This window comes from Streptomyces sp. NPDC111507 (assembly GCF_055638955.1).
In genome coordinates this window covers 20,038-41,961 of the sequence record NZ_JBVKBU010000020.1, presented here as the reverse complement: position 1 = coordinate 41,961, position 21,924 = coordinate 20,038, and the positions used below count along the sequence as shown (strand labels likewise).

The window sequence follows — 21,924 nt, the reverse complement described above, 5'->3', positions numbered from 1 at the left end:
TCCTTGTTGCCTGTGACGCGTCTGCGCTAAGGGAGTTGAGCGGATGTGCCCTTCCGCGCGAGGTCACGCATGGGAGGGGGTTTCGTCCTCGGCTGCCGTCTCGTCCTCCTCGCCGTGCGCGGAGGGCTCCATGGCCAGTCTCAGGAGCTGATGGCAGATCGGGCAGTGCCGCGTCAGATGGCGGTACCCGGAAGCGGCCGACAGATGGGCGCGGAGCAGCGCGCGCGTCTCGTGCCGAGCGGACGCCGCCATGAACCACCTCCGGGAGGTCGAGTGCCCTGGATTCCGGGGTACCCGCCGAATGTGACGGCGTCAAGGTGCGGGGGGCTCCGCCGGTGGGGCGGGGCCGCGTCCTGCGTTCGGTGGGAGGGCCTGGGAAGCGGCCGTGTGGGGGTGTGGGCGCGCGAGGCGCGTGACGGGGCGTACGGCGCCCGGAGTCTGCGGATGCGCGCCCAGGGACCCGAAACGTGTGCTGCCGGGGGTTCGGATGTGCGCTGCCGGGGTTCGGCGCGCGGGCGGTCCGGGAGCCCGGATGCGCGAGGGGTCCGTGAGTTCGTGCGGCTGCGCGGAGTGCGTACGCACGAGAGCCCGGGTCCGAAGACCCGGGCTCTCGTATTTCTTGCGGTCCTGACGGGATTTGAACCCGCGGCCTCCACCTTGACAGGGTGGCGAGCACTCCAAACTGCTCCACAGGACCAGGTTTCGCAGTCACTTTCTTGCGCTGTGCTGCGAGAAGAGACTGTACAGGAGGGTGAGCCCGGGGTCGAACTCACCCACCGTGCAGGTCCCGTTACGGCACCGCCGCGTCGATCGCCTTCACGATGCGCTTGTCGGAGACGGGGTACGCCGTGCCGAGCGCGTGGGCGAAATAGCTGACCCGGAGCTCCTCGATCATCCAGCGGATGTCCAGGACCGACGAAGGGATCGGCCGGCCCTGCGGCATCTGCTCCAGGAGCCACGCGTATTCGTCCTGCATCTCGTGGACCTTCTCCATGCGGGTGGTGTCCCGCTGGACGCCGGTCGGCATCTGCTGCAGGCGGCGGTCGGCGGCGACCAGATAGCGCATCAGGTCCGGGAGCCTGCGCAGCCCGGTCGCCGTGACGAAGCCGGGCTTCACCAGGGCGTTCAGCTGCGTCCGTACGTCCGTGAGGTTGGCCAGCAGGGTGGGGCTGCTGGTGGCCTTCAGACGGCGCTCACAGGCCTGCCAGGCGGCGAGGACCTGCTGCACCTGGCCCACCGTCCGGACAGTCGTGTCGACGATCTCGGCGCGCACCTTGTCGTACAGCTTCCGGTACGACTCCTCGTCCCACGCCGGGCCCCCGAAGTCGCCGATCAGCTTGTCCGCCGCCGCCGTCGCGCAGTCGTCGAACAGGGCCTGCACGGAGCCGTGCGGGTTGGCGGACAGGGCGAGCTTCTGGGCGTTGGTGAGCTTGTCCGAGGCGAACTTGGCAGGGTTCACCGGGATGTTGCGCAGGATCAGCCGCCGGGTGCCCGTCCACATGGCCTGCGCCTGCTCGGCCTCCGTGTCGAAGAGACGTACGGAGACGGTGTTCGCCGTCGGACCGTCGTCGACCAGGGCCGGGTAGGCCTTCACCGGCTGACCGGCCCGGCGCGTCTCGAAGACACGCGTCAGCGTGCCGATCGTCCAGTCCGTGAGGCCCGTGCGTTCCAGGGACTCGCCGCCCTCGCGCTCCGCCGTCGCCGCCGCGGCCTGCGAGATCGCCTTGCGCGCCTTCGGCTTCAGCTGGAGCTGGAGGGTCGGGAGGTCCTTGTCCTCGGCCAGTTTGCGGCGCCGCTCGTCGACGATCCGGAAGGTGATCTTCAGATGGTCGGGGACACGGGACCAGTCGAAGTCCTCGGCCGTGACCGGCACACCGACCATCCGCTTGAGCTCGCGGGCGAGGGTCGTCGGCAGCGGTTCCTGAAGGGGCACGGCCTGGTCGAGGAACCGCTTCGCGAAGTTCGGGGCGGGGACGTAGTTGCGGCGTATGGGCTTGGGGAGGGAACGGATGAGCTCGGTGACCACCTCTTCGCGCAGACCCGGGATCTGCCAGTCGAAGCCCTCGTCCGTCACCTGGTTCAGGACCTGGAGCGGGATGTGGACCGTCACGCCGTCGGCGTCCGCGCCCGGTTCGAACTGGTAGGTCACCCGGAACTTCAGGCGGCCCTGACGCCACGAGTCGGGGTAGTCGTCCTTGGTGACCGACCCGGCCTTCTCGTTGATGAGCATCGAACGCTCGAAGTCGAGGAGCTCGGGCTCGTCATGACGCTTGTGCTTCCACCAGGAGTCGAAGTGCGCGCCGGACACGACGTGGGCCGGCACCCGCTGGTCGTAGAAGTCGAACAGCGTCTCGTCGTCGACCAGGATGTCCCGGCGGCGGGCACGGTGCTCCAGCTCCTCGACCTCGGTCAGGAGCTTGCGGTTGTCGGCGAAGAACTTGTGGTGCGTGCGCCAGTCGCCCTCCACGAGGGCGTTGCGGATGAAGAGGTCGCGGCTCGTCTCGGCGTCGATACGACCGTAGTTGACCTTGCGTTGGGCGACGATCGGGACGCCGTAGAGGGTCACCTTCTCGTACGCCATCACGGCCGCCTGGTCCTTCTCCCAGTGCGGTTCGCTGTAGGTGCGCTTGAGGAGGTGCTCCGCCAGGGGTTCGACCCACTCGGGCTCGATCCTGGCGTTCACCCGGGCCCAGAGACGGGAGGTCTCCACCAGCTCGGCCGACATCACGAAACGCGGCGGCTTCTTGAACAGGGCCGAACCCGGGAAGATCGCGAACTTGGCGTTGCGGGCACCGAGGTACTCGTTCTTGCCCGTGCTCCTCCCGCTCTCGCCCCCGGTCTCCTTCACGTCCTTCATGCCGACGTGCGAGAGCAGGCCGGCGAGGAGGGAGACATGGACGCTCTGCTCCGCCGCGTCGTCCTCGTTGAGGTGGATGCCCATCTGCTTGGCGACCGTGCGCAGCTGCGTGTAGATGTCCTGCCACTCGCGGATGCGCAGGAAGTTCAGGTACTCCTGCTTGCACATGCGGCGGAAGGCCGACGAGCCCCGCTCCTTCTGTTGTTCGCGGACGTAACGCCAGAGGTTGAGGAAGGCGAGGAAGTCGCTCGTCTCGTCCCTGAAGCGGGCGTGCTGCTGGTCCGCCTGCGTCTGCTTGTCGGCGGGGCGCTCGCGCGGGTCCTGGATGGAGAGCGCCGCGGCGATCACCATGACCTCGCGCGCACAGCCGTTCTTGTCGGCCTCCAGGACCATGCGGGCCAGCCGGGGGTCGACGGGGAGCTGGGCGAGCTTGCGGCCGGTGTCCGTGAGGCGCTTGCGTACGTCCTTTTCGGACGGGTCGAGCGCGTTCAGTTCCTGGAGGAGCTGGACGCCGTCTCGGATGTTGCGGTGGTCCGGCGGGTCGATGAAGGGGAACTTCTCGATGTCGCCGAGGCCGGCCGCCGTCATCTGGAGGATGACGCTCGCCAGGTTCGTACGGAGGATCTCCGCGTCCGTGAACTCCGGGCGGGTGGTGAAGTCGTCCTCGGAGTACAGGCGGATGCAGATGCCGTCCGACGTACGGCCGCAGCGGCCCTTGCGCTGGTTGGCGCTGGCCTGCGAGACCGGCTCGATGGGCAGGCGCTGGACCTTGGTGCGGTGGCTGTATCTGGAGATACGGGCGTTGCCCGGGTCGATGACGTACTTGATCCCCGGGACGGTGAGCGAGGTCTCGGCGACGTTGGTCGCCAGAACGATCCTGCGGCCGGTGTGGGGCTGGAAGACGCGGTGCTGCTCCGCGTGGGAGAGGCGGGCGTAGAGGGGGAGGACCTCGGTGAAGCGGTACTGCTTCTTGGTGAGTGCGTCCGCCGTGTCGCGGATCTCGCGTTCGCCGGAGAGGAAGACCAGGATGTCGCCCTTGCCCTCGGCCTGCAGCTCCTCGACCGCGTCCGTGATCGCGGTGATCTGGTCGCGGTCGGCGTCGTCGCCGTCCTCCTCGAGGAGCGGGCGGTAGCGGACCTCCACGGGGTACGTACGGCCGCTGACCTCGACGATCGGGGCGTCGCCGAAGTGGCGGGAGAAGCGCTCCGGGTCGATCGTGGCCGACGTGATGACGACCTTGAGGTCCGGGCGCTTGGGGAGTAGCTGGGCGAGGTAGCCGAGCAGGAAGTCGATGTTGAGGGAGCGCTCGTGGGCCTCGTCGATGATGATCGTGTCGTACGCGCGCAGCTCGCGGTCCGTCTGGATCTCGGCGAGCAGGATGCCGTCCGTCATGAGCTTGACGAAGGTGCCGTCCGGGTTCACCTGGTCGGTGAAGCGGACCTTCCAGCCGACGGCCTCGCCCAGGGGGGTGTCCAGTTCCTCCGCCACACGCTCGGCGACCGTGCGGGCGGCGATGCGGCGGGGCTGGGTGTGGCCGATCATGCCGCGGACGCCGCGGCCCAGTTCGAGACAGATCTTGGGGATCTGGGTGGTCTTTCCGGAGCCGGTCTCACCTGCGACGATGACGACCTGGTGGTCGCGTATGGCGTCGGCGATGTCGGACTTCTTCTGGCTGACCGGGAGCTGCTCGGGGTAGGTGACGGCGGGCACGCGGGTGCGGCGCTCGGCCATGCGGGCCTCGGCCTTGGTGACCTCCGCGTCGATCTCGGCGAGCACGGCGGCGCGGGCTTCGGGCTTGCGGATCCGGCGCGCGCCCTCGAGCCTGCGGCCGAGCCGGTGCGCGTCGCGCAGGGACAGCTCGGCCAGGCGGGGGGCGAGGTCGCCGAGGACGGGGGCAGGATGCGTAGACATACGCCGTCCAGGATCTCACCTCGCCGAAATTACTGGCGAGTGCTTTATCTCGGGCGCCGTGGGGTGCCTTGCGCCGGTCCGCTGTCCGCGGGTGGTGGGTGCGCCTGGTGCCGGTGGTGGGGCGGGGCCGTGGCGGTACGTCGAGCCCGTCGCCGCTGGATCAGACGTGGGCCGGGCAAGGGAGCCGCTGCTCGATCCGGACGTAAGCGACGGGCTTGCGACGTACCGCCACGGCCCCTCGCGTCGCAGGGCGGCCGCGCGTCGCGGGGTGGCCGCGCGTCGCGGGGCGGCCATGCATCGCGGGGCGGCCATGCGTCGCGGGGCGGCCTCGGGTGGTCGGCGGCCGTGGGCGGTCGGTGGCTGCGGGTGGTCAGGGGTGCGGGTTGTCGGGGGTGCGGGGGGAGGGAGGCGTGGGGGTCGGTGTCTCGGCGGGTGTGGTGGGCGGTGTCGGCGTCTCGTCCGGGGGTGTCGGGGTGCGGTGGGGGGTGCCCTGGGACATTGCCTGGGCGGTGTTGGAGACGGCCTTGATGCCCAGGTACGCCGTGGTCATGGTGCTGACCGCGGTGAAGGCCGCCGTCAGTACGCCGATGATCACCGACTTGTCGCCGCCCAGGCGCCATACGCCCACGATCGCGACGGCGACGATCGCGAAGTTGCTCAGGACGACCGCCGTCAGCCCGTACAGGGCCCGGTATCGCTCCAGGTCGAGCTCCCTGATCGGCTTCGCCCTGTCCTTGCCCACCCTCACTGGTCCCCCTTGCTCACCACACGACGTCGGTCAGCCAGAACGTAGTGTCCTGCCGGGGGCATGCCAAGTTCGGCTCGCCGGAGGTACGACGAAGGCCCCGTCCGTGATGGACGGGGCCTTCGGTGTGGTGGCTGGGGCCGGGGTCGAACCGGCGACCTATCGCTTTTCAGGCGATCGCTCGTACCAACTGAGCTACCCAGCCACGAGGTTTCATGTGAAACCTCAGCGGTCCTGACGGGATTTGAACCCGCGGCCTCCACCTTGACAGGGTGGCGAGCACTCCAAACTGCTCCACAGGACCAAGCTGTTGCGTGCGACGCGTAAACAGTGTCGCACACGGTGTTGCGTGCCCCCAACGGGATTCGAACCCGTGCTACCGCCTTGAAAGGGCGGCGTCCTAGGCCGCTAGACGATGAGGGCGAACAGCCAATACCGCTCTGCTTCGTCTTCGCGTTCCCAAAGGGGACGTGAGAAGCATGTGACTCCGCTTCCCCCCGAGGGGTTCCGCTTCTCCTCCGCTTCGAAAGAAGCTCGGGACGGTCAAGCCCTGACCGGCGCCCTTGGGCACGAACAGACTGTACTACGTGGCCTGGACGCGGACCAAACCAGATTAGGGAGGGCGGCTCAGGGGTGGTTCTCCTTCGGGAGGTGGCGGCTGACCTCGGCCGTCGTCAGGCCCAGGCCCCCCAGTTTGATCTCGTCCCAGGCCTGGAGGCGGCGGGTGTCACGGTCGACGTAGAGGACCGAGGCCTCGATGGGGTCCGGGTACTTGCCCTCGATCGCGCGCAGGCCGCTGCCGCCCGTCGAGCCCTCGACGCGCAGGCGGGTTCCGTACTTCATGACCTCCGTCTGTTCGTGGTGGAGGTGACCGGCCAGGACGAGGGGCACCTCGCCGTCCGTCCCGCGGGCTGCCGACGGCTCGTGGGCGATGGCGATGTCGACGGGGGTGCCTGCCGTGCGCTGGTCGCGGAGGGCGGAGGCCAGGCGGGCGCCGGCCAGGTCCTCCGCCGCGCCGCCGCCCGGGGTGACTGAGCGGTCGGGGGTGAACTGGGGGTCGCCGATGCCGGCGAAGCGCAGGCCCGCGACCGAGATCGCGCGGCCGTCGTCCAGGACGTGCACGTTCTTCAGGCGATGCAGGTAGCGCTGGGTGACGAGGCTGTCGTGGTTGCCGCGCACCCAGATGTAGGGCGCGCCGAGGTCGGGGATGGGGTCCAGGAAGCCGTTCTCGGCCGAGGTTCCGTGGTCCATGGTGTCGCCGGAGTCGACGATCACGTCGATCGCGTACTGCTTCACGAGTGACGCGATGATCTTCCAGCTCGCGGGGTTGAGGTGGATGTCGGAGACGTGCAGGACCCGGATCGTGGACGGGTCGGGCTCGTACGTCGGGAGTGTGGAGGTGACGTCGTACAGCTTCGTCACGTTCGTCACCAGACGCGCCAACTCCTTCTGGTAGACGTCGAATTCACTGACGATGTTGCGGGCGTTGCCGACGAGGGAGGGGGCGGAGGAGAGCAGTCCGGAGAACCTCGGTTCCAGCACCGAATCCGGGTTCCAGGTGGCGAAGGCCGTCGCGCCGGAGGCGGTGAGCAGGGTGAGGGCCAGGCCGCCGGCGGCCAGGGCGCGGCGCGGGCGGCGGTAGACCGCGAGGCCGAGGGCCGTGGCGCCTGACACGACCGCGACGCAGGACCGTACGGCCAGGTCGAGCGTGCCGTGCTCGACGTCCTGCGCGACCTCGTCCTGAAGGCCCGAGAGCCGCTCGGGGTGGTCGACCAGGGCCTGCGCGCGGACCGGGTCGAGCTGGTCGACGTTCACGTCGAGGCGGACCGGGGCGATGTGGCTGTTCAGCTCCAGGGCGCCGAGCGGGGAGACGTTGATCTTGGTGCCGCCGCTCACCGAGGGGCGCAGGGTCATCGTGGTGTTCATGGGGCCGACCGGGACGCGCACATTGCCCACGATCAGCAGGCCCAGCCAGGCGCCGAGGAGGACGACCGCCATCAGGCCGAGCGCCCGGGCGTAGGGGTTCGGCTGCTGGACGAGTTCCTCGGTGACGGGGCGGAAGCGGCGGGTGCGGCGGAAGTGGCGAGTGCGGAGGGTGTGGTGCTTACGGGTCAGGGCGGTGGTGACGGCGGATATGGAGGTGGTGACGGCGGATGTGACGGCGGTGACGGCAGCGGGGACGCGGGCCATTGGTCCCGTATGCCCAAGTGCGGGGGTGGGTATGCGGGGTGTCCGGGGCTGTCGTCGACTCTCCTGCGAGGCGGTCGTGCCGGACAATGGCCGTGTGCTGGAGATGACGCGCGAGGAGTTCGAGGAACTGGTCGCCGAGGCGCTGGACCGGATTCCGCCGGAGCTGACGCGGTTGATGGACAACGTGGCGGTGTTCGTCGAGGACGAGCCCGACCCCGCCGATCCCGAGCTGCTCGGGCTCTACGAGGGAACTCCCCTGACCGATCGCGGGGAGTGGTACGCGGGGGTGCTGCCGGACCGGATCACGATCTACCGGGGGCCGACCCTGCGGATGTGCGAGACGCGGGAGGACGTGGTCGCGGAGACCGAGGTCACCGTGGTGCACGAGATCGCGCATCACTTCGGGATCGATGACGAACGGTTGCACGCGCTCGGCTACGGGTGAGTGAGCGGGGAGGGGGTGGCGGGGTCCGGCGCCCCCTGGGGCTCGGGACGCGTGTCATGTTCCCGCGTGTCCTCTTGCGGGCGGCGGGAGTTGGGCAGGGGGACTCCCCGATCCATCCCCAGGCTCTCGGCCTCGCCGAGCAGGGGAGACCCCCTCCGGAGGTGGCTGCCCGTGCGCGCCTTGTACGTACCCGTCCGTCTGGCCGCCACGGTCATCGTCGTCGCGTCCGCCGCCGGCTGTGTGAGCGTGGGTGACGACGCGGGCCGGCCCGGGCCCGCGCACTCGGCGGGGCGGCACGGCGGCCAGGCCCCCGACGGGGGGTCCGCGGAGAGCGGGGGCGGTGGCGGGTTCCACGGAGGGACGGGTGTGAAGGGCGGCGCCTCCGCCAAGCCCGGTGAGCAGGCCTCCGGGTCGGCGTCCGCGTCCGTGTCGGCCTCCGGCGGTGCGAAGCCGTCCGCCGGGGCGACGGGCAAGGGGGACGGCAAGGGGCAGCCGGAGCAGCCTCCGCCGTCGAACGGGGTGCCGAGTTCCACGCACGCCACGTCCGATCCGACTCCGCCGCCCCCTCCTCCGCCACCGCCCGTGTCGCCGACGCCCGATCCGACCACGGCGGAGCCCTCGTCCTCGGCGCATGAGCAGACCACGCAGCTGGTGGATCGGGAGCCGGCGCCGCGGGCGGGCCAACCGGCGTGAACGGGGTGGTGGACGGGCGGCGAGGAGGGGCGGAGGAACGACGAGCGGAGGGGTGGCGGGAAAGTCGGCGGAGGCGGCGGGAATACGCTCGGCCATCGCTGGTGTTGGAACCCCTGCCAGCAGACGTAAGACCTCCCCTGCATGCCTGACCTGCCCCTTTGGGGGTCAGTTTGCCTTCAGGGGTGGGGGGTGCGTATGGTGGTAGATCGTTTGATCCCATTTGCCCGGCGCCATTGCAGAGAGCGCCGCGTGTGGCGCGTACTCTCCCTTGCCGTGGCCGGACCGCATAGAGGCGGTCGATTGCGACTTCACGGAGTTTGGGCGCGTGCCGAAGAACTCCGGAAGGTTCGCATTTCGCATGTCTGTTTCCAGTACTGATCACGTCGTCGTGCCCGAGAACAACGAGAACGACAACAACGAGGGCGTCCAGGCCGCCGTCGAGACCGTGGAGACGGTCGAGACCGTCGAGGCCGTCAACGCCGCCCCCGAGATCACCTTCGACTCCCTCGGCCTCCCCGAGGGCGTCGTCCGCAAGCTCGCCCAGAACGGTGTGACCACCCCGTTCCCGATCCAGGCCGCGACCATCCCGGACGCCCTGGCCGGCAAGGACATCCTCGGCCGTGGCCGTACCGGCTCCGGCAAGACCCTCTCCTTCGGTCTGCCGACCCTGGCGCGGCTCGCCGGCGGTCACACCGAGAAGAAGAAGCCGCGCGCCGTCATTCTCACGCCGACCCGTGAGCTGGCCATGCAGGTCGCCGACGCGCTGCAGCCCTACGGCGACGTCCTCGGCCTGAAGATGAAGGTCGTCTGCGGCGGTACGTCGATGGGCAACCAGATCTACGCCCTGGAGCGTGGCGTCGACGTCCTCGTCGCCACCCCGGGCCGCCTGCGCGACATCATCAACCGTGGCGCCTGCTCGCTGGAGAACGTCGAGGTGGCCGTTCTCGACGAGGCCGACCAGATGTCCGACCTGGGCTTCCTGCCCGAGGTCACCGAGCTGTTCGACCAGATCCCGGCCGGCGGTCAGCGGATGCTGTTCTCGGCCACGATGGAGAACGAGATCTCCACGCTGGTCAAGCGCTACCTGACCAACCCGGTCACGCACGAGGTCGACAGCGCCCAGGGCAACGTCACGACGATGTCCCACCACATCCTCATCGTGAAGCCCAAGGACAAGGCGCCGGTCACCGCCGCGATCGCCTCCCGCAAGGGCCGCACGATCATCTTCGTCCGCACCCAGCTGGGCGCCGACCGTATCGCCGAGCAGCTGCGTGACGCCGGTGTGAAGGCCGACGCACTGCACGGCGGCATGACCCAGGGCGCGCGGACCCGGACGCTGGCCGACTTCAAGGACGGTTACGTCAACGCGCTCGTCGCGACCGACGTCGCCGCCCGCGGTATCCACGTCGACGGCATCGACCTCGTCCTGAACGTGGACCCGGCCGGTGACCACAAGGACTACCTGCACCGCTCCGGCCGTACGGCCCGTGCGGGCCGCAGCGGCACCGTGGTGTCCCTCTCCCTGCCGCACCAGCGCCGTCAGATCTTCCGGCTGATGGAGGACGCGGGCGTCGACGCCGCGCGTCACATCATCAACTCCGGTACGGCCTTCGAGCCCGAGGTCGCCGAGATCACCGGCGCCCGGTCGATGACCGAGGTCCAGGCCCAGTCGGCCGGCGACGCCGCGCAGCAGGCCGAGCGCGAGGTCTCGCAGCTCACCAAGGAGCTGGAGCGCGCGCAGCGTCGTGCGGTCGAGCTGCGTGGGGAGGCCGACCGTCTGGTGGCCCGTGCCGCGCGCGAGCGGGGCGAGGACCCGGAGGCGGCGGTCGTCGCGGCCGCCGAGGCACTGGCGGAGCAGGCGGTGGCCGAGGCTCCCGCCGAGGCCCCGGCCGTGTCCGAGCAGCCCGTCGCCGAGCGTTCGTCCTACGAGCCGCGTCAGCGCCGTGACGAGCGGGGCAACTACGAGCGCCGCGACAACGACCGCGGTGACCGTGGTGGCTCTGGTTTCCGTCGGGACAACGACCGTCGTGATGACCGTGGTGGTCGTTCGTTCGAGCGTCGTGACGACCGTGGTGGCTCTGGTTTCCGTCGGGACAACGACCGTCGTGATGACCGTGGTGGTCGTTCGTTCGAGCGTCGTGACGACCGTGGTGGCTCTGGTTTCCGTCGGGACAACGACCGTCGTGATGACCGTGGTGGTCGTTCGTTCGAGCGTCGTGACGACCGTGGTGGCTCCGGCTTCCGCCGGGACAACGACCGTCGTGACGACCGTGGCGGCTTCGACCGCGACCGCCGGGACGGCGACCGTGGTGGTCGTTCCTTCGAGCGTCGTGACGACCGTGGTGGCTCCGGCTTCCGCCGTGACAACGACCGTGGCACCGCCGGCCGCTCCTTCGAGCGCCGCGACGACCGTGGCGGTCACCGTGGCAGCGACCGTCCCTTCAACCGCGACCGCCAGGACAACCGTCCCTCCAGCGGTTTCCGCGCCGGCAGCCACGACCGCCCGTACGGCCGTCGCGACGACCACCGCGGCACCGGCACGGGTACCGGCACCGGTTCCTTCGGCCGCCGCGACGAGAAGCCCCGCTGGAAGCGCAACGGCTGACGTCCGATGACATCTGCTGACGTCCGCTGACGTCCGCGCATGCTGAACGCCGTGGCCCCCACCGATCCGGTGGGGGCCACGGCGTTTTCCGTACCCGTGGCGGTGCCCCCGTGCTTTCGAAATGCTTTCCGGAAACTCTGAACTCGCTGTACGATCAGCCGACTTCTGAGGGGTCGTTCGGCGCGCGGACGAAGGTGGCCGCGGGCTGGGGCGGGTCGTACAACGTCGTCGTCGGCGCCGGGGACATCACGGGTGACGGCAAGGCGGATCTGGTCGCGCGGGACACCGCGGGGAATCTTTACCGTCAGAACGGCACCGGCAAGGGGTCGTTCGCGGCGCGGGTGAAGATCGGGAGCGGCTGGCAGGGCTACAGGGGCCTTTTCTAGCCAACCCCACGTCTTGATCGGTGCATGCCGATCCCTCGGCGAGGGAATCGCTGGGGGCATGACAGATGACGCCAAGGCGAGTGGGCTGTCGGACGAAGAACGGCTTGCCCAGCTCGGCTATACGCAGGTGCTCGCCCGCCGCATGTCGGCGTTCTCCAACTACGCGGTCTCGTTCACGATCATCTCGGTCCTTTCGGGGTGTCTGACGCTGTATCTGTTCGGCATGAACACCGGCGGCCCCGCCGTGATCACCTGGGGGTGGGTCGCGGTCGGACTGATGACGCTGTTCGTCGGGCTGTCGATGGCCGAGATCTGTTCGGCCTATCCGACCTCGGCGGGGCTGTACTTCTGGGCCCACCGGCTGGCGCCCGCGCGGTCGGCCGCCGCCTGGGCCTGGTTCACGGGGTGGTTCAACGTCCTCGGGCAGGTCGCGGTGACCGCCGGGATCGACTTCGGTGCGGCGTCCTTCCTGGGCGCGTATCTGAACCTTCAGTTCGACTTCACGATCACGCCGGGCCGCACGATCCTGCTCTTCGCCGGGATCCTCGTCCTGCACGGGCTGCTGAACACCTTCGGGGTCCGGATCGTCGCCCTCCTCAACGACATCAGCGTGTGGTGGCACGTGCTGGGCGTCGGGGTGATCGTGGGCGCGCTGGCCTTCGTGCCGGACCACCATCAGTCGGCGTCCTTCGTGTTCACGCACTTCGTGAACAACACCGGGTGGGGCAGCGGCGTGTACGTGGTCCTCGTCGGCCTGCTGATGGCGCAGTACACCTTCACCGGGTACGACGCCTCGGCCCATATGACCGAGGAGACCCACGACGCGTCGACGGCGGGCCCGAAGGGCATCGTGCAGTCGATCTGGACCTCGTGGATTGCCGGATTCGTGCTGCTGCTGGGCTTCACCTTCGCCATCCAGTCGTACGACAAGGAGCTGGGCTCGGCGACGGGCGCGCCGCCGGCGCAGATCCTGCTCGACGCGCTGGGGGCGACGGCGGGCAAACTCCTGCTCCTGGTCGTGATCGGCGCGCAGCTCTTCTGCGGGATGGCGTCCGTCACCGCCAACAGCCGCATGATCTACGCGTTTTCGCGCGACGGGGCGTTGCCGTTCTCCCGGGTCTGGCACACCGTGAGCCCGCGCACCCGCACGCCGGTCGCGGCGGTGTGGCTGGCGGCCCTGGGCGCGCTCGTGCTGGGGCTGCCGTACCTGATCAATGTGACGGCGTACGCGGCCGTGACGTCGATCGCCGTGATCGGGCTCTACATCGCGTACGTCATCCCGACGCTGCTGCGGCTGCGCAAGGGGGAGGCGTTCGAGCGGGGGCCGTGGCACCTGGGCCGCTGGTCGCGCGCGATCGGCGTCGTCTCGGTCGCCTGGGTCGTCGTGATCACGGTCCTGTTCATGCTGCCGCAGGTCTCCCCGGTCACCTGGGAGACCTTCAACTACGCCCCGGTCGCGGTCCTCGTCGTCCTCGGCTTCGCCGCGACCTGGTGGCTGGCGTCGGCCCGCCACTGGTTCCTCAACCCCGACCACGCCCGCACGCTCGCCCGCGTGGCGGCACGCAAGGACGCGCCCGAACCGGTTGATCCATAGGGCTGTTCGCTGTTGGCGTGGCCGGGACGCGGATACCCGATCGGACTCCCGGCCACGTCCGGCTATGCTCGGGGATGCATCGGCACGGGATCGATACGGGCCGACGTGTGGACCCTTAGCTCAATTGGCAGAGCAGTGGACTTTTAATCCATTGGTTGTGGGTTCGAGTCCCACAGGGTCTACCGAAAAGCCCCAGGTCAGAGGGATTCTGACCTGGGGCTTCGGTGTGTCCGGGGGGTGTGGGGCCCGGTGGCTCAGCCTGCTGTGAGTTCCGGCAGGGGGAGTGTGTGCTGGGTCTGGAGGACCTTGGCGCGCAGGTAGCGCACGTTGTGGGCCGTGGTGAAGACGCCCGTCGGGACGCGGTGGGAGACCGTGACGCCGAGGTCGCGCAGCTGCTCTGCCTTGTCCGGGTTGTTGGAGAGCAGGTCCAGGTCGTCGATGCCGAGGGCCTGGAGCATCTGGGCCGCCGCGGTGTAGTCGCGGCCGTCCTCGGGCAGGCCGAGGGCGGCGTTGGCGGCGTAGGTGTCGAGGCCCTGGTCCTGCAGGGCGTACGCGTCGAGCTTGTTGTAGAGGCCGATGCCGCGGCCCTCCTGACGGAGGTACAGGAGCACTCCGCCGCGCTCCGCGATCTGCTCCACCGCCTCGCGCAGCTGCGGGCCGCAGTCGCAGCGGGCCGAGCCGAAGACGTCACCGGTCAGGCATTCGGAGTGGAGCCGCACCAGCGGGGTCGCGCCGGGCTTGCCGAGCACGACGGCGAGGTGTTCCTTGTCGTCGGTGAGGCCGTGGAAGGTGACCAACTCCGCGTCGACCGAGTAGCCGTCGCCGAAGCGCAGGGGCACAGTGACGCGGGTGCGCACCGTGGCGGTGGGGAATTCGCGCATGTTGTCTCTCCGGTCCAGCGGGTGTGGTGCGAGTTGTGCCGGTGGTGCTTCAGTTTTGAAGCACTGCCTCGGAGACAGACAGTACACGGTGCTTTAAAGTTCAAGCAACGGTTTCGCTCGATTCTGTGTCATACGGCTCACTAAGAGTGCTGCCGTACGGATCACGAGGAACGCCGTCGCCGACTCACGAAGAACGCCGTCGCCACGGCAGATCTTCCCCGCAGGCCCCGGGATTCTCCCCCTGGATGCCGCGGGTGATGGCCTCGCAGATCTCCTCCAGTTGCCCCACCTGCTCAGGGGTCAGCCGGTCGAAGACCGCCGTCATGACCTGCTCCGCGTGACCCGGGGCCGCCCGCTCCAGAACGGCCATCCCTTCGTCCGTGAGGACCGCGACCTGGGTGCGTTTGTCGCTGTGGCAGCCCTCCCGGCGCACCAGACCGTCGTTCGCCAGCCGGGTCACGCCGTACGTCAGCCGGCTGCGGGTGATCTTCAGGGTCTCGGCGAGATCGGTCATCCGCAGCCGCCGGTCCGGTGCCTCGGACAGCATGGCCAGGATGGAGTAGTAAAGGTGGGGCATGCCGGTCTCGGCCTGGAGCTGCCGGTCGATCGTGTCCTCCAGGAGCGAGGCGGCGCCGATGTACGCGCGCCAGGCGCGCTGCTCGGCGGGGGAGAGCCAGCGGGTCGTCATGCCGACAGTCTAGGTATTGTTTAAAACTTGAACCACTAGGAGCCCTGCGCTCGGAGCTGGAGAGTGCGCCTCATGCCCCACCCCTATGTCCTGTTGTCCGCCGCCGTCTCCCTCGACGGTTTCCTGGACGACACCGGCCCCGAACGCCTGCTGCTCTCGGGCCCGGCCGACTTCGACCGGGTCGACGAGGTACGGGCGTCCAGCGACGCGATCCTGATCGGCGCCGGCACCATCCGCGCGGACAACCCCCGGCTGCTGGTCAACTCCGCCGAGCGGCGGGCGGCGCGGGTCGCCGCCGGGCGCCCGGAGTACCCGCTCAAGGTCACCGTCAGCGGCTCCGGCGATCTCGACCCGGACGCCCAGTTCTGGCACACGGGCGGCGAGAAGGTCGTCTATACGACGGACAAGGGCGCCGAACGCGCCACCGACACCCTGCGCGGACTGGATGTCGACGTGGTCCCGACCGGCGCCGAGCTGGACTGGCGCGTCGTGCTCGAACACCTCCACGACGTCCGCGGAGTGCGGCGGCTCATGGTCGAGGGCGGGGGGCGCGTACACACCCAACTGATGACACAGGGGCTGGCGGACGAGCTGCAGCTCGCCGTCGCGCCGCTCTTCGTGGGGGAGCCGCACGCGCCACGGCTGTTCGGACCCGGGGGATATCCGCCGGGCCGGATGCGGCTGGTGGAGACACGGCCGGTCGGGGACGTCGTCCTCATCCGCTACGTCCCCACCGCACCCGGGGAAGGTGCCCTCGCCTCCGCCGCGGACCGGCACTGGCTGGGCGTCGCCTGCGAGCTGGCGGCGCTGTGTCCGCCGTCGCAGACCGCGTTCAGCGTAGGGGCGGTGGTGGTGGCGGCCGACGGCACCGAGCTGGCGCGCGGACACTCGCGGGAGGGCGACGACCCCGTCGTGCACGCCGAGGAGGCGGCACTCGCGAAGATCGACCCCGCGGATCCGCGGCTGGGCTCCGCCACCGTGTACAGCAGCCTGGAGCCGTGCGCGCGGCGGGCGTCCCGGCCCGCGCCCTGTGCGCGGCTGATCCTCAACGCGGGGGTACGGCGGGTGGTCACCGCGTGGCGCGAGCCCGACACGTTCGTGACGGAGGCCGACGGGAACGGTCTGCTCGTGGCCGCGGGGGCGGACGTCGTCGTACTGCCGGAGTTCGAGGAGCGGGCTGTGGCGCCCAATCGTCACCTTCTCGCGGCCGGGTAGGGGCGGCCTCGCGGTCGTCCGCGAAAAGCCTGGTGAATCGGGCCCCGTGGATGGCGTACACTAATTTCAACGACGCGGGGTGGAGCAGCTCGGTAGCTCGCTGGGCTCATAACCCAGAGGTCGCAGGTTCAAATCCTGTCCCCGCTACTGAAGGCCAAGGGCCGGAACTCGGAAACGAGTTCCGGCCCTTGGTTTTTTCCCGTTCGCCGTTCCGGTTTTCCTGCCGCCCGGTTTTCCCGTTCGCCGTCCCGCCCCGGTTTTTCCCTGCCGACCCGACTTTCTGTAGTCTTCCGCTCACTATGAGTCGTCCTCGGTGGCTGGTCCGGCGCGCGCCGGCGCTCGCGCTGCTGCTCGCCGTGTGCGCGCTGTTCCTCGGGGCCTGTCACGGCGGTCATGACTTCGTGCCGGACGGCGGGACCGTCGTCGCCCCGGCCGGGCACCACCACGGGCGCGGCGGAGCGGGCGGCGTCCGGTGGTCGGCCTCGGACTGACGCGTCCCCCGGTCGGCCCCTCACCGCTCGCCCCCCGCCCCCGTGCCGGGAAGCCTGGACGGGTGGGGCAGCAGGAAGGAGGCGCGCAGCGGGCCGAGGAGCCGTACGGCGAGCCGTACGAGAAGCCGGATGACAAGCAGCACGACCGGTCCGGTGGGCGGTTGCCCGAGGACCCCGTGCCCGATCCGGGGCTGGGGGACGAGCCGGTGCCCCGACGGCCCGAGGCGGACCGCAGCCGGATCTCCTGCGCGCGCAGCCTCGTCCGGGTGCTGCCCGCGCTGCTCATCCTGGTCGGCGCGTTCTACGACTACTTCACCCCGATGGCCTTTACCGCGGGCCCCCTCTTCACGGCCGCGCCGCTCGTGGCCGCCCCGCTCTTCTCGCTGCGCGGCACCGTGCTCACCGGCGTCGCGGCGCTCGTCGCGGTGCTCACGATCCACATCCGGCTCGGCATCGTCCTCGAGGTGGACGCGCTCACGGAGGTCGCCACCGTGGCGACCGTCGGCGTGCTGGCCGCGCTCATCAACATTCTCGTCCGCCGCACCGACGAACGACTCGCCTCGGCCCACCAGATCGCCGAGGCGGCCCAGCGTGCCGTCCTGCCGGAACCCGACCGGCGGATCGGCGGCCTCGACGTCGCCGCGCGCTACGAGGCTGCGCAGGCGGGCGCGTTCATCGGCGGCGACCTGTACGCGGTGCAGGACTCCCCGCACGGGGTGCGGCTGGCCGTGGGTGACGTACGCGGGAAGGGCATGGACGCGGTGGCCGCCGTCGCCGTGGTCATCGGGGCGTTCCGGGAGGCGGCCGAGCAGGAGGCCACGCCGGAGGCGGTCGCGCAGCGGCTGGAGCGGGCGCTGGCCCGCGAGGGCACCCGGCGTGAGGGCCTCGACGCCTTCGAGGGGTTCACCACCGCCGTCCTCGCGGAGATCACGCACGAGGGCGGCCTCGTGAGGATCGTCAACCGCGGCCACCCGCTGCCGCTGCTTCTGCATGCGGACGGAACGCTGGTCACGCTCTCCGCCGCGAACCCCGCGCTGCCGCTGGGCATGGGCGAGTTGGGCAGCTGGCCGGACCGTGCCGAGGAGACGGAGTTCCCGCACGGGGCCACGCTCCTCTTCTACACGGACGGACTGTCCGAGGCCCGCGACGTGCAGGGGCGCTTCTACGATCCGGCCGCGCGCCTGGCCGGACGGACCTTCCCCGGCCCCGACGCCCTGCTGGCCACGCTCGTGGAGGAGGTCCGGCTGCACACGGGCGGCGCCCTGACGGACGACATGGCACTGCTCGCCGTACGGCGGCCGTAGCCACGGAAGGGGCGTTCTTGATCGATATCACGAGGGGTGATCGGTCGCTGTCCCTCCGCATAACAACTGATGCACCGTCAAATGACCGCCAGGTAGGGAGGCGCGGCCAACTCGCCCGATTTCCGCCGGTCATGGGCGGTAAGTCCTGGCCGAAAGTCGTTAATGATCAGTACGAACAGCTTGGAATCCGGTACCCGCGTCTATTAACGTTCGATAACGCAGCGCGGTCGTCCCAGCCGTCACAAGAGTCGGCTCCGTGCGCACGCGCCGAATCCCGCGAGGGAACCGGGGAACCACCAACTTGGGGTGAATCGAGCGTCTTTCACGGTGGAGACACCGTGGGTTGACGCGCGTAGGAGACCTTCCTGCTCCGAACCCGTCAGCTAACCCGGTAGGCGAGAAGGAAGGAAAGGAGCACGCCCACGTGGCGTCCAACCGGCCTGCCCAGCCCACTTCGTTCCCGCCGAACGACACCCAGACTTTTGGCTACGCCTACGGCAAGGACGAGGGCCCCTGGGAGGAGTGGAACCCCACCGAGGATTCCATCCGTCCCCTCCGTGGCCGGCACCGCGTCTCCAAGCAGCGCGGCGGAGGACTCGCCCGCAGCTCCACGGTCCTGGGCGTCGGCGTCATCGCCGCCGTCGGCGCGGGCGGCATGGCCACCGCGGCGCCCGGCAAGCCGCCGGTCTCCATCTCGCTGCCCGACCTCTCCTCGGTCACCGAATCGGCCAAGGCGCTGATATCCGACGGCGGTTCCAGCACGCCGAAGGGCTCCGCCACCCCGCTCACCAGCGCCGGTGTGACCAGCGCCGACGCCGCGCGGGGCAACACGGACGCGGGCGAGGCGCTGCGTGCCCGCATCATCCAGCAGGCCGAGTCGCAGCAGGACCAGATCGACAAGGCGGCCCAGGACGCCGCCGAGTCCGCCGCCGCGAAGAAGGCGGTCGCGCTGGCCGCCCAGCAGAAGGACGACGCCGAGGCCAAGGTCGCCGCCGCGAAGAAGAAGGCGGACGAGGACGCCAAGCAGAAGGCCGAGGCCGCGCGCCTCGCCGAGCTCGCCAAGAGCTACTCGCTGCCGACCTCCTCGTACACCCTGACCTCCCGCTTCGGTGACGCGGGCTCCATGTGGTCCTCCGGTTACCACACCGGCCTCGACTTCGCGGCCCCCACCGGCACGCTGATCAAGGCCATCCACAGCGGCACGATCACGGAGGCGGGCTGGGCCGGCTCGTACGGCTACCGCACCATCCTCACCCTCGACGACGGCACGGAGCTGTGGTTCTGCCACCAGTCCTCCATCAGCGTCAGCGTGGGGCAGAAGGTGGCCACCGGCGACGTCATCGGGCGCGTGGGCGCGACCGGCAACGTGACCGGGCCGCATCTGCACCTGGAGGTTCACCCGGGCGGCGGCAGCGCGATCGACCCGATGGCGTGGCTGCACAGCAAAGGCCTGAACCCCTGATCGTCCCCGCGGGCCGTATGCGGAATATGGGAATCCGCTACGGCTGTTGAAATAAGGCATGACTTCTCTACGCAAGCTCGGCTCCTCCGACCTCGAGGTCTTCCCGCTCTCCCTCGGCGGCAACGTCTTCGGCTGGACCGCCGACGAGGCGCAGTCCTTCGCCGTGCTCGACGCGTACACGGCCGGGGGCGGCAACTTCGTCGACACCGCCGACGGCTACTCCGCGTGGATCCCCGGCCACACGGGCGGTGAGTCGGAGACGGTCATCGGCAAGTGGTTCGCCGCGCGCGGCAACCGCTCCGACATCGTCCTCGCCACCAAGGTCAGTACCCACCCCGAGTACAAGGGCCTGTCCCCGGCGAACATCAAGGCCGCCGCCGACGCCTCGCTGCGCCGCCTCGGCACGGACTACATCGACCTCTACTACACCCACTTCGACGACACCTCGGTGCCGGTCGAGGAGATCATCGGCGCGCTGGACGAACTGGTCCGGGCCGGCAAGGTCCGGGAGATCGCCGCCTCCAACATCTCCGCCGAGCGGCTCGCGGAGTCCGTGGAGTTCTCCGACCGCGAGGGCCTCGCCCGCTACGTCGCCCTCCAGCCCCACTACAACCTCGTCTCGCGCGACACCTATGAGGGCCCGCTCCAGGAGGTCGCCTCCCGGACCGGCCTGGCCGCCATGCCGTACTTCGCGCTCGCGTCCGGATTCCTCACCGGCAAGTACCGCCCGGGTACGACGGTCGACTCCGCGCGGGCCGAGGGCGCAGGCAAGCACCTCGACACCGAGCGCGGCATCCGCGTCCTGGCCGCCCTCGACGAGGTCGCCGGGGCCCATGACGCGGAGGTCGCCACGGTCGCCCTCGCCTGGCTCGCCGCCCGGCCGACGGTCGCGGCGCCCATCGCCTCCGCACGGACGGTCGAGCAGCTGCCGGCCCTGCTGGCGGTCGCCGACCTGACCCTGACGGACGCGGAGGTGGCCAGGCTGACGGAAGCGTCCGCCTGAGGCCTACGACTGGTAGGGGTTGTACGCGGGGTACGGCGTTGCCGGGGCGGGATACGGGGTCGTCGCGCCGGCGGGGTACGGGGGTGTGCCGGCGGGGTTCACCTGGCCGGGCACCGGCGCGTAGCCGTACCCGGGCCACGGCGGCGGTAGCTGCGGCGGCACCGGTACGGCCGGGGCCGACGCGTGGGCCGCGTACGCGAGGGAGGGGCGGGCGACCTCCCGGCGGCGCCACAGCTCGTGCAGCAACTCCCGCTCCCGTACGACGAAGTCGGCGTTGGCACGGCCACTGCGCCCCCGGTGCCGCAGAAACGCCAGCGAGGTCGCGTACGCCTCGTACTGCGCGACCGAGCGCGCCGCCGCCCTGCCGAAGTGGTGGGCGGCGTAGTCGCGGGCCAGCCGCCGCGCCCGCATCGAGCCGAGCACGTACGGCTCGGGCGGGGTGAGCCACCCGGCCGCCGCGTACGCCGGGAGTTCGGTCCGTACGGTCTTCAGCTCCCGCTGCCGCGTCCAGATGACGAGGAAGGTGAGCAGACCGAACGCGGGCACCATGAACGCCCCGTACACCGCGTAGAAGCCGTACTCCCCGAAGTTCGACGAGCCGTTCCACATCGAGTGCGTGCCCATCGCGAGCAGCAGTCCGGTCAGGGGCAGCAGGACGCGGCGCACATGCTGGCGCTCGGCGGCCAGCGCCGCGATACCGAAACCGATTCCGGTGAGCACCGTGAACAGGGGGTGCGCGAAGGGCGACATCACGACGCGGACGAAGAAGGTCGCGGCGGTGACGGAGGCCAGGCCGTGGTCGCCGTTGAGCTGGTCCGTGCCGAAGGCGGTGCCGAGATAGAGGATGTTCTCGGTGAAGGCGAAGCCGGTCGCGGTGACTCCGGCGATGACGACCCCGTCGACGATCCCCGTGAAGTCCCGGCGGCGGAAGAGGAAGACCAGGAGCACGGCGGCGGCCTTCGCGGACTCCTCCACGATCGGCGCTATGACGGTCGCGCCGAGCGTGTCGGCGCTGGACGGGTCGGCGGTGGCGGTCGCTATCCATCTGGTCGCGAAACTGTTGGCGACGATCGCGATCAGCGCCGCCGCGCAGGCGCCCCACGCGAAGGCGAAGAGCAGATTGCGCCAGGGGCCAGGCTCCACCCGGTCCAGCCAGCGGAACGCGGCGACCAGGAGCGGCACGGGCAGCACGGCGAGGCCGAGCCCGACCAGGAAGCCCTCGGTGCCGGTCTGTTGGCGGACCAGGGCCAGGATGACGAGGCCGGAGAGCGCGAGCAGGGTGATCAGCGCGCCGTAGCGCACCCACTTCCGCTGCCACCAGTGCGCGTGCCGCAGTGCACCGTCGGCCGGCCCACCGGTGGGACCGCCGGGATACGTCGGGTACGGGGGGAAGGTGGCCACGGCATTGACCCTAACGAGGGAGGGGCGCTGCCCGCGACGGCGCCTGGTGGTGT

The 21,924-nt window shown here is 70.1% G+C and carries 17 protein-coding genes, 6 tRNA genes and 1 riboswitch; of the genes, 12 read left to right on the top strand and 11 right to left on the bottom strand.

The annotated features are described in order from the left end of the window. Positions 1 to 63: 63 nt before the first annotated feature. From ACZ7M2_RS45040 to ACZ7M2_RS45005, 8 genes are all read right to left on the bottom strand, one after another. Positions 64 to 252, bottom strand: a complete 189-nt coding sequence (locus ACZ7M2_RS45040; RefSeq protein WP_075031369.1) for a DUF6274 family protein — start codon at positions 250 to 252, stop codon at positions 64 to 66. Positions 253 to 622: 370 nt separating this feature from the next. Next, positions 623 to 697 (bottom strand) — tRNA-Asp (locus tag ACZ7M2_RS45035). 93 nt (positions 698 to 790) lie between these two features. Continuing rightward, positions 791 to 4,768, bottom strand: a complete 3,978-nt coding sequence (gene hrpA, locus ACZ7M2_RS45030) for an ATP-dependent RNA helicase HrpA (protein WP_471600227.1) — start codon at positions 4,766 to 4,768, stop codon at positions 791 to 793. A 370-nt stretch (positions 4,769 to 5,138) separates the two neighbouring features. Continuing rightward, positions 5,139 to 5,510 (bottom strand): hypothetical protein, encoded by a 372-nt coding sequence (locus ACZ7M2_RS45025; RefSeq protein ID WP_471600226.1) that lies wholly within the window; start codon positions 5,508 to 5,510, stop codon positions 5,139 to 5,141. Positions 5,511 to 5,641: 131 nt separating this feature from the next. Beyond that, positions 5,642 to 5,718: transfer RNA gene (locus ACZ7M2_RS45020), tRNA-Phe, on the bottom strand. Positions 5,719 to 5,742: 24 nt separating this feature from the next. Next, a tRNA-Asp gene (locus ACZ7M2_RS45015) sits at positions 5,743 to 5,817 on the bottom strand. 46 nt (positions 5,818 to 5,863) lie between these two features. Beyond that, positions 5,864 to 5,936, bottom strand: a tRNA-Glu gene (locus ACZ7M2_RS45010). A 204-nt stretch (positions 5,937 to 6,140) separates the two neighbouring features. Beyond that, on the bottom strand, positions 6,141 to 7,703 hold the full coding sequence (locus ACZ7M2_RS45005) for a metallophosphoesterase family protein (protein ID WP_471600225.1): 1,563 nt from the start codon (positions 7,701 to 7,703) through the stop codon (positions 6,141 to 6,143). Positions 7,704 to 7,797: 94 nt separating this feature from the next. Here ACZ7M2_RS45005 and ACZ7M2_RS45000 point away from each other — a divergent pair, with 94 nt between their 5' ends. The 6 genes from ACZ7M2_RS45000 (at position 7,798) to ACZ7M2_RS44975 (ending at position 13,608) form a co-directional block, all read left to right on the top strand. Beyond that, positions 7,798 to 8,148 carry a metallopeptidase family protein gene (locus tag ACZ7M2_RS45000; protein WP_067377126.1) on the top strand — a complete coding sequence of 117 codons (351 nt, stop codon included), beginning with the start codon at positions 7,798 to 7,800 and terminating at the stop codon, positions 8,146 to 8,148. Between the two features lie 171 nt (positions 8,149 to 8,319). Beyond that, positions 8,320 to 8,841, top strand: a complete 522-nt coding sequence (locus ACZ7M2_RS44995) for a hypothetical protein (RefSeq protein WP_471600224.1) — start codon at positions 8,320 to 8,322, stop codon at positions 8,839 to 8,841. A 358-nt stretch (positions 8,842 to 9,199) separates the two neighbouring features. Continuing rightward, complete coding sequence (locus ACZ7M2_RS44990; protein ID WP_471600223.1) at positions 9,200 to 11,446, top strand: DEAD/DEAH box helicase; 2,247 nt, start codon at positions 9,200 to 9,202, stop codon at positions 11,444 to 11,446. A gap of 194 nt (positions 11,447 to 11,640) precedes the next feature. After that, the gene (locus ACZ7M2_RS44985; protein ID WP_471600222.1) at positions 11,641 to 11,832 is read left to right on the top strand and encodes an FG-GAP repeat domain-containing protein; all 192 of its coding nucleotides are present in this window, start codon (positions 11,641 to 11,643) and stop codon (positions 11,830 to 11,832) included. Positions 11,833 to 11,890: 58 nt separating this feature from the next. Beyond that, complete coding sequence (locus ACZ7M2_RS44980; protein WP_099942178.1) at positions 11,891 to 13,426, top strand: amino acid permease; 1,536 nt, start codon at positions 11,891 to 11,893, stop codon at positions 13,424 to 13,426. Between the two features lie 109 nt (positions 13,427 to 13,535). After that, a tRNA-Lys gene (locus ACZ7M2_RS44975) sits at positions 13,536 to 13,608 on the top strand. A gap of 72 nt (positions 13,609 to 13,680) precedes the next feature. On the opposite strand, the gene ACZ7M2_RS44970 is transcribed toward ACZ7M2_RS44975, so the two are convergent. Both ACZ7M2_RS44970 and ACZ7M2_RS44965 read right to left on the bottom strand, forming a co-directional pair. Further along, the gene (locus ACZ7M2_RS44970; protein ID WP_352053426.1) at positions 13,681 to 14,307 is read right to left on the bottom strand and encodes a GTP cyclohydrolase II; all 627 of its coding nucleotides are present in this window, start codon (positions 14,305 to 14,307) and stop codon (positions 13,681 to 13,683) included. A 184-nt stretch (positions 14,308 to 14,491) separates the two neighbouring features. Beyond that, the gene (locus ACZ7M2_RS44965; RefSeq protein ID WP_403702105.1) at positions 14,492 to 14,995 is read right to left on the bottom strand and encodes a MarR family winged helix-turn-helix transcriptional regulator; all 504 of its coding nucleotides are present in this window, start codon (positions 14,993 to 14,995) and stop codon (positions 14,492 to 14,494) included. A 72-nt stretch (positions 14,996 to 15,067) separates the two neighbouring features. Here ACZ7M2_RS44965 and ACZ7M2_RS44960 point away from each other — a divergent pair, with 72 nt between their 5' ends. The 6 genes from ACZ7M2_RS44960 to ACZ7M2_RS44935 all read left to right on the top strand — a co-directional run bounded on the left by ACZ7M2_RS44960 (position 15,068) and on the right by ACZ7M2_RS44935 (position 20,470). Beyond that, positions 15,068 to 16,210, top strand: coding sequence for a dihydrofolate reductase family protein (locus tag ACZ7M2_RS44960; RefSeq protein ID WP_471600221.1), 1,143 nt, complete (start codon positions 15,068 to 15,070; stop codon positions 16,208 to 16,210). A 73-nt stretch (positions 16,211 to 16,283) separates the two neighbouring features. Then, positions 16,284 to 16,357: transfer RNA gene (locus ACZ7M2_RS44955), tRNA-Met, on the top strand. Positions 16,358 to 16,509: 152 nt separating this feature from the next. After that, positions 16,510 to 16,701, top strand: coding sequence for a hypothetical protein (locus ACZ7M2_RS44950; RefSeq protein ID WP_403702099.1), 192 nt, complete (start codon positions 16,510 to 16,512; stop codon positions 16,699 to 16,701). Positions 16,702 to 16,877: 176 nt separating this feature from the next. Further along, positions 16,878 to 18,005, top strand: coding sequence for a PP2C family protein-serine/threonine phosphatase (locus ACZ7M2_RS44945; RefSeq protein ID WP_471600308.1), 1,128 nt, complete (start codon positions 16,878 to 16,880; stop codon positions 18,003 to 18,005). Between the two features lie 255 nt (positions 18,006 to 18,260). Continuing rightward, positions 18,261 to 18,418: riboswitch (cyclic di-AMP (ydaO/yuaA leader) on the top strand. A gap of 11 nt (positions 18,419 to 18,429) precedes the next feature. Next, complete coding sequence (locus ACZ7M2_RS44940) at positions 18,430 to 19,467, top strand: M23 family metallopeptidase (RefSeq protein ID WP_471600220.1); 1,038 nt, start codon at positions 18,430 to 18,432, stop codon at positions 19,465 to 19,467. 58 nt (positions 19,468 to 19,525) lie between these two features. Further along, entirely contained in the window at positions 19,526 to 20,470 is a 945-nt protein-coding gene (locus ACZ7M2_RS44935; RefSeq protein WP_352053431.1) for an aldo/keto reductase, read from the top strand. A gap of 3 nt (positions 20,471 to 20,473) precedes the next feature. Here ACZ7M2_RS44935 and ACZ7M2_RS44930 read toward each other — a convergent pair whose 3' ends face one another. Beyond that, entirely contained in the window at positions 20,474 to 21,871 is a 1,398-nt protein-coding gene (locus tag ACZ7M2_RS44930; protein ID WP_471600219.1) for a PrsW family intramembrane metalloprotease, read from the bottom strand. Positions 21,872 to 21,924 lie beyond the last annotated feature (53 nt).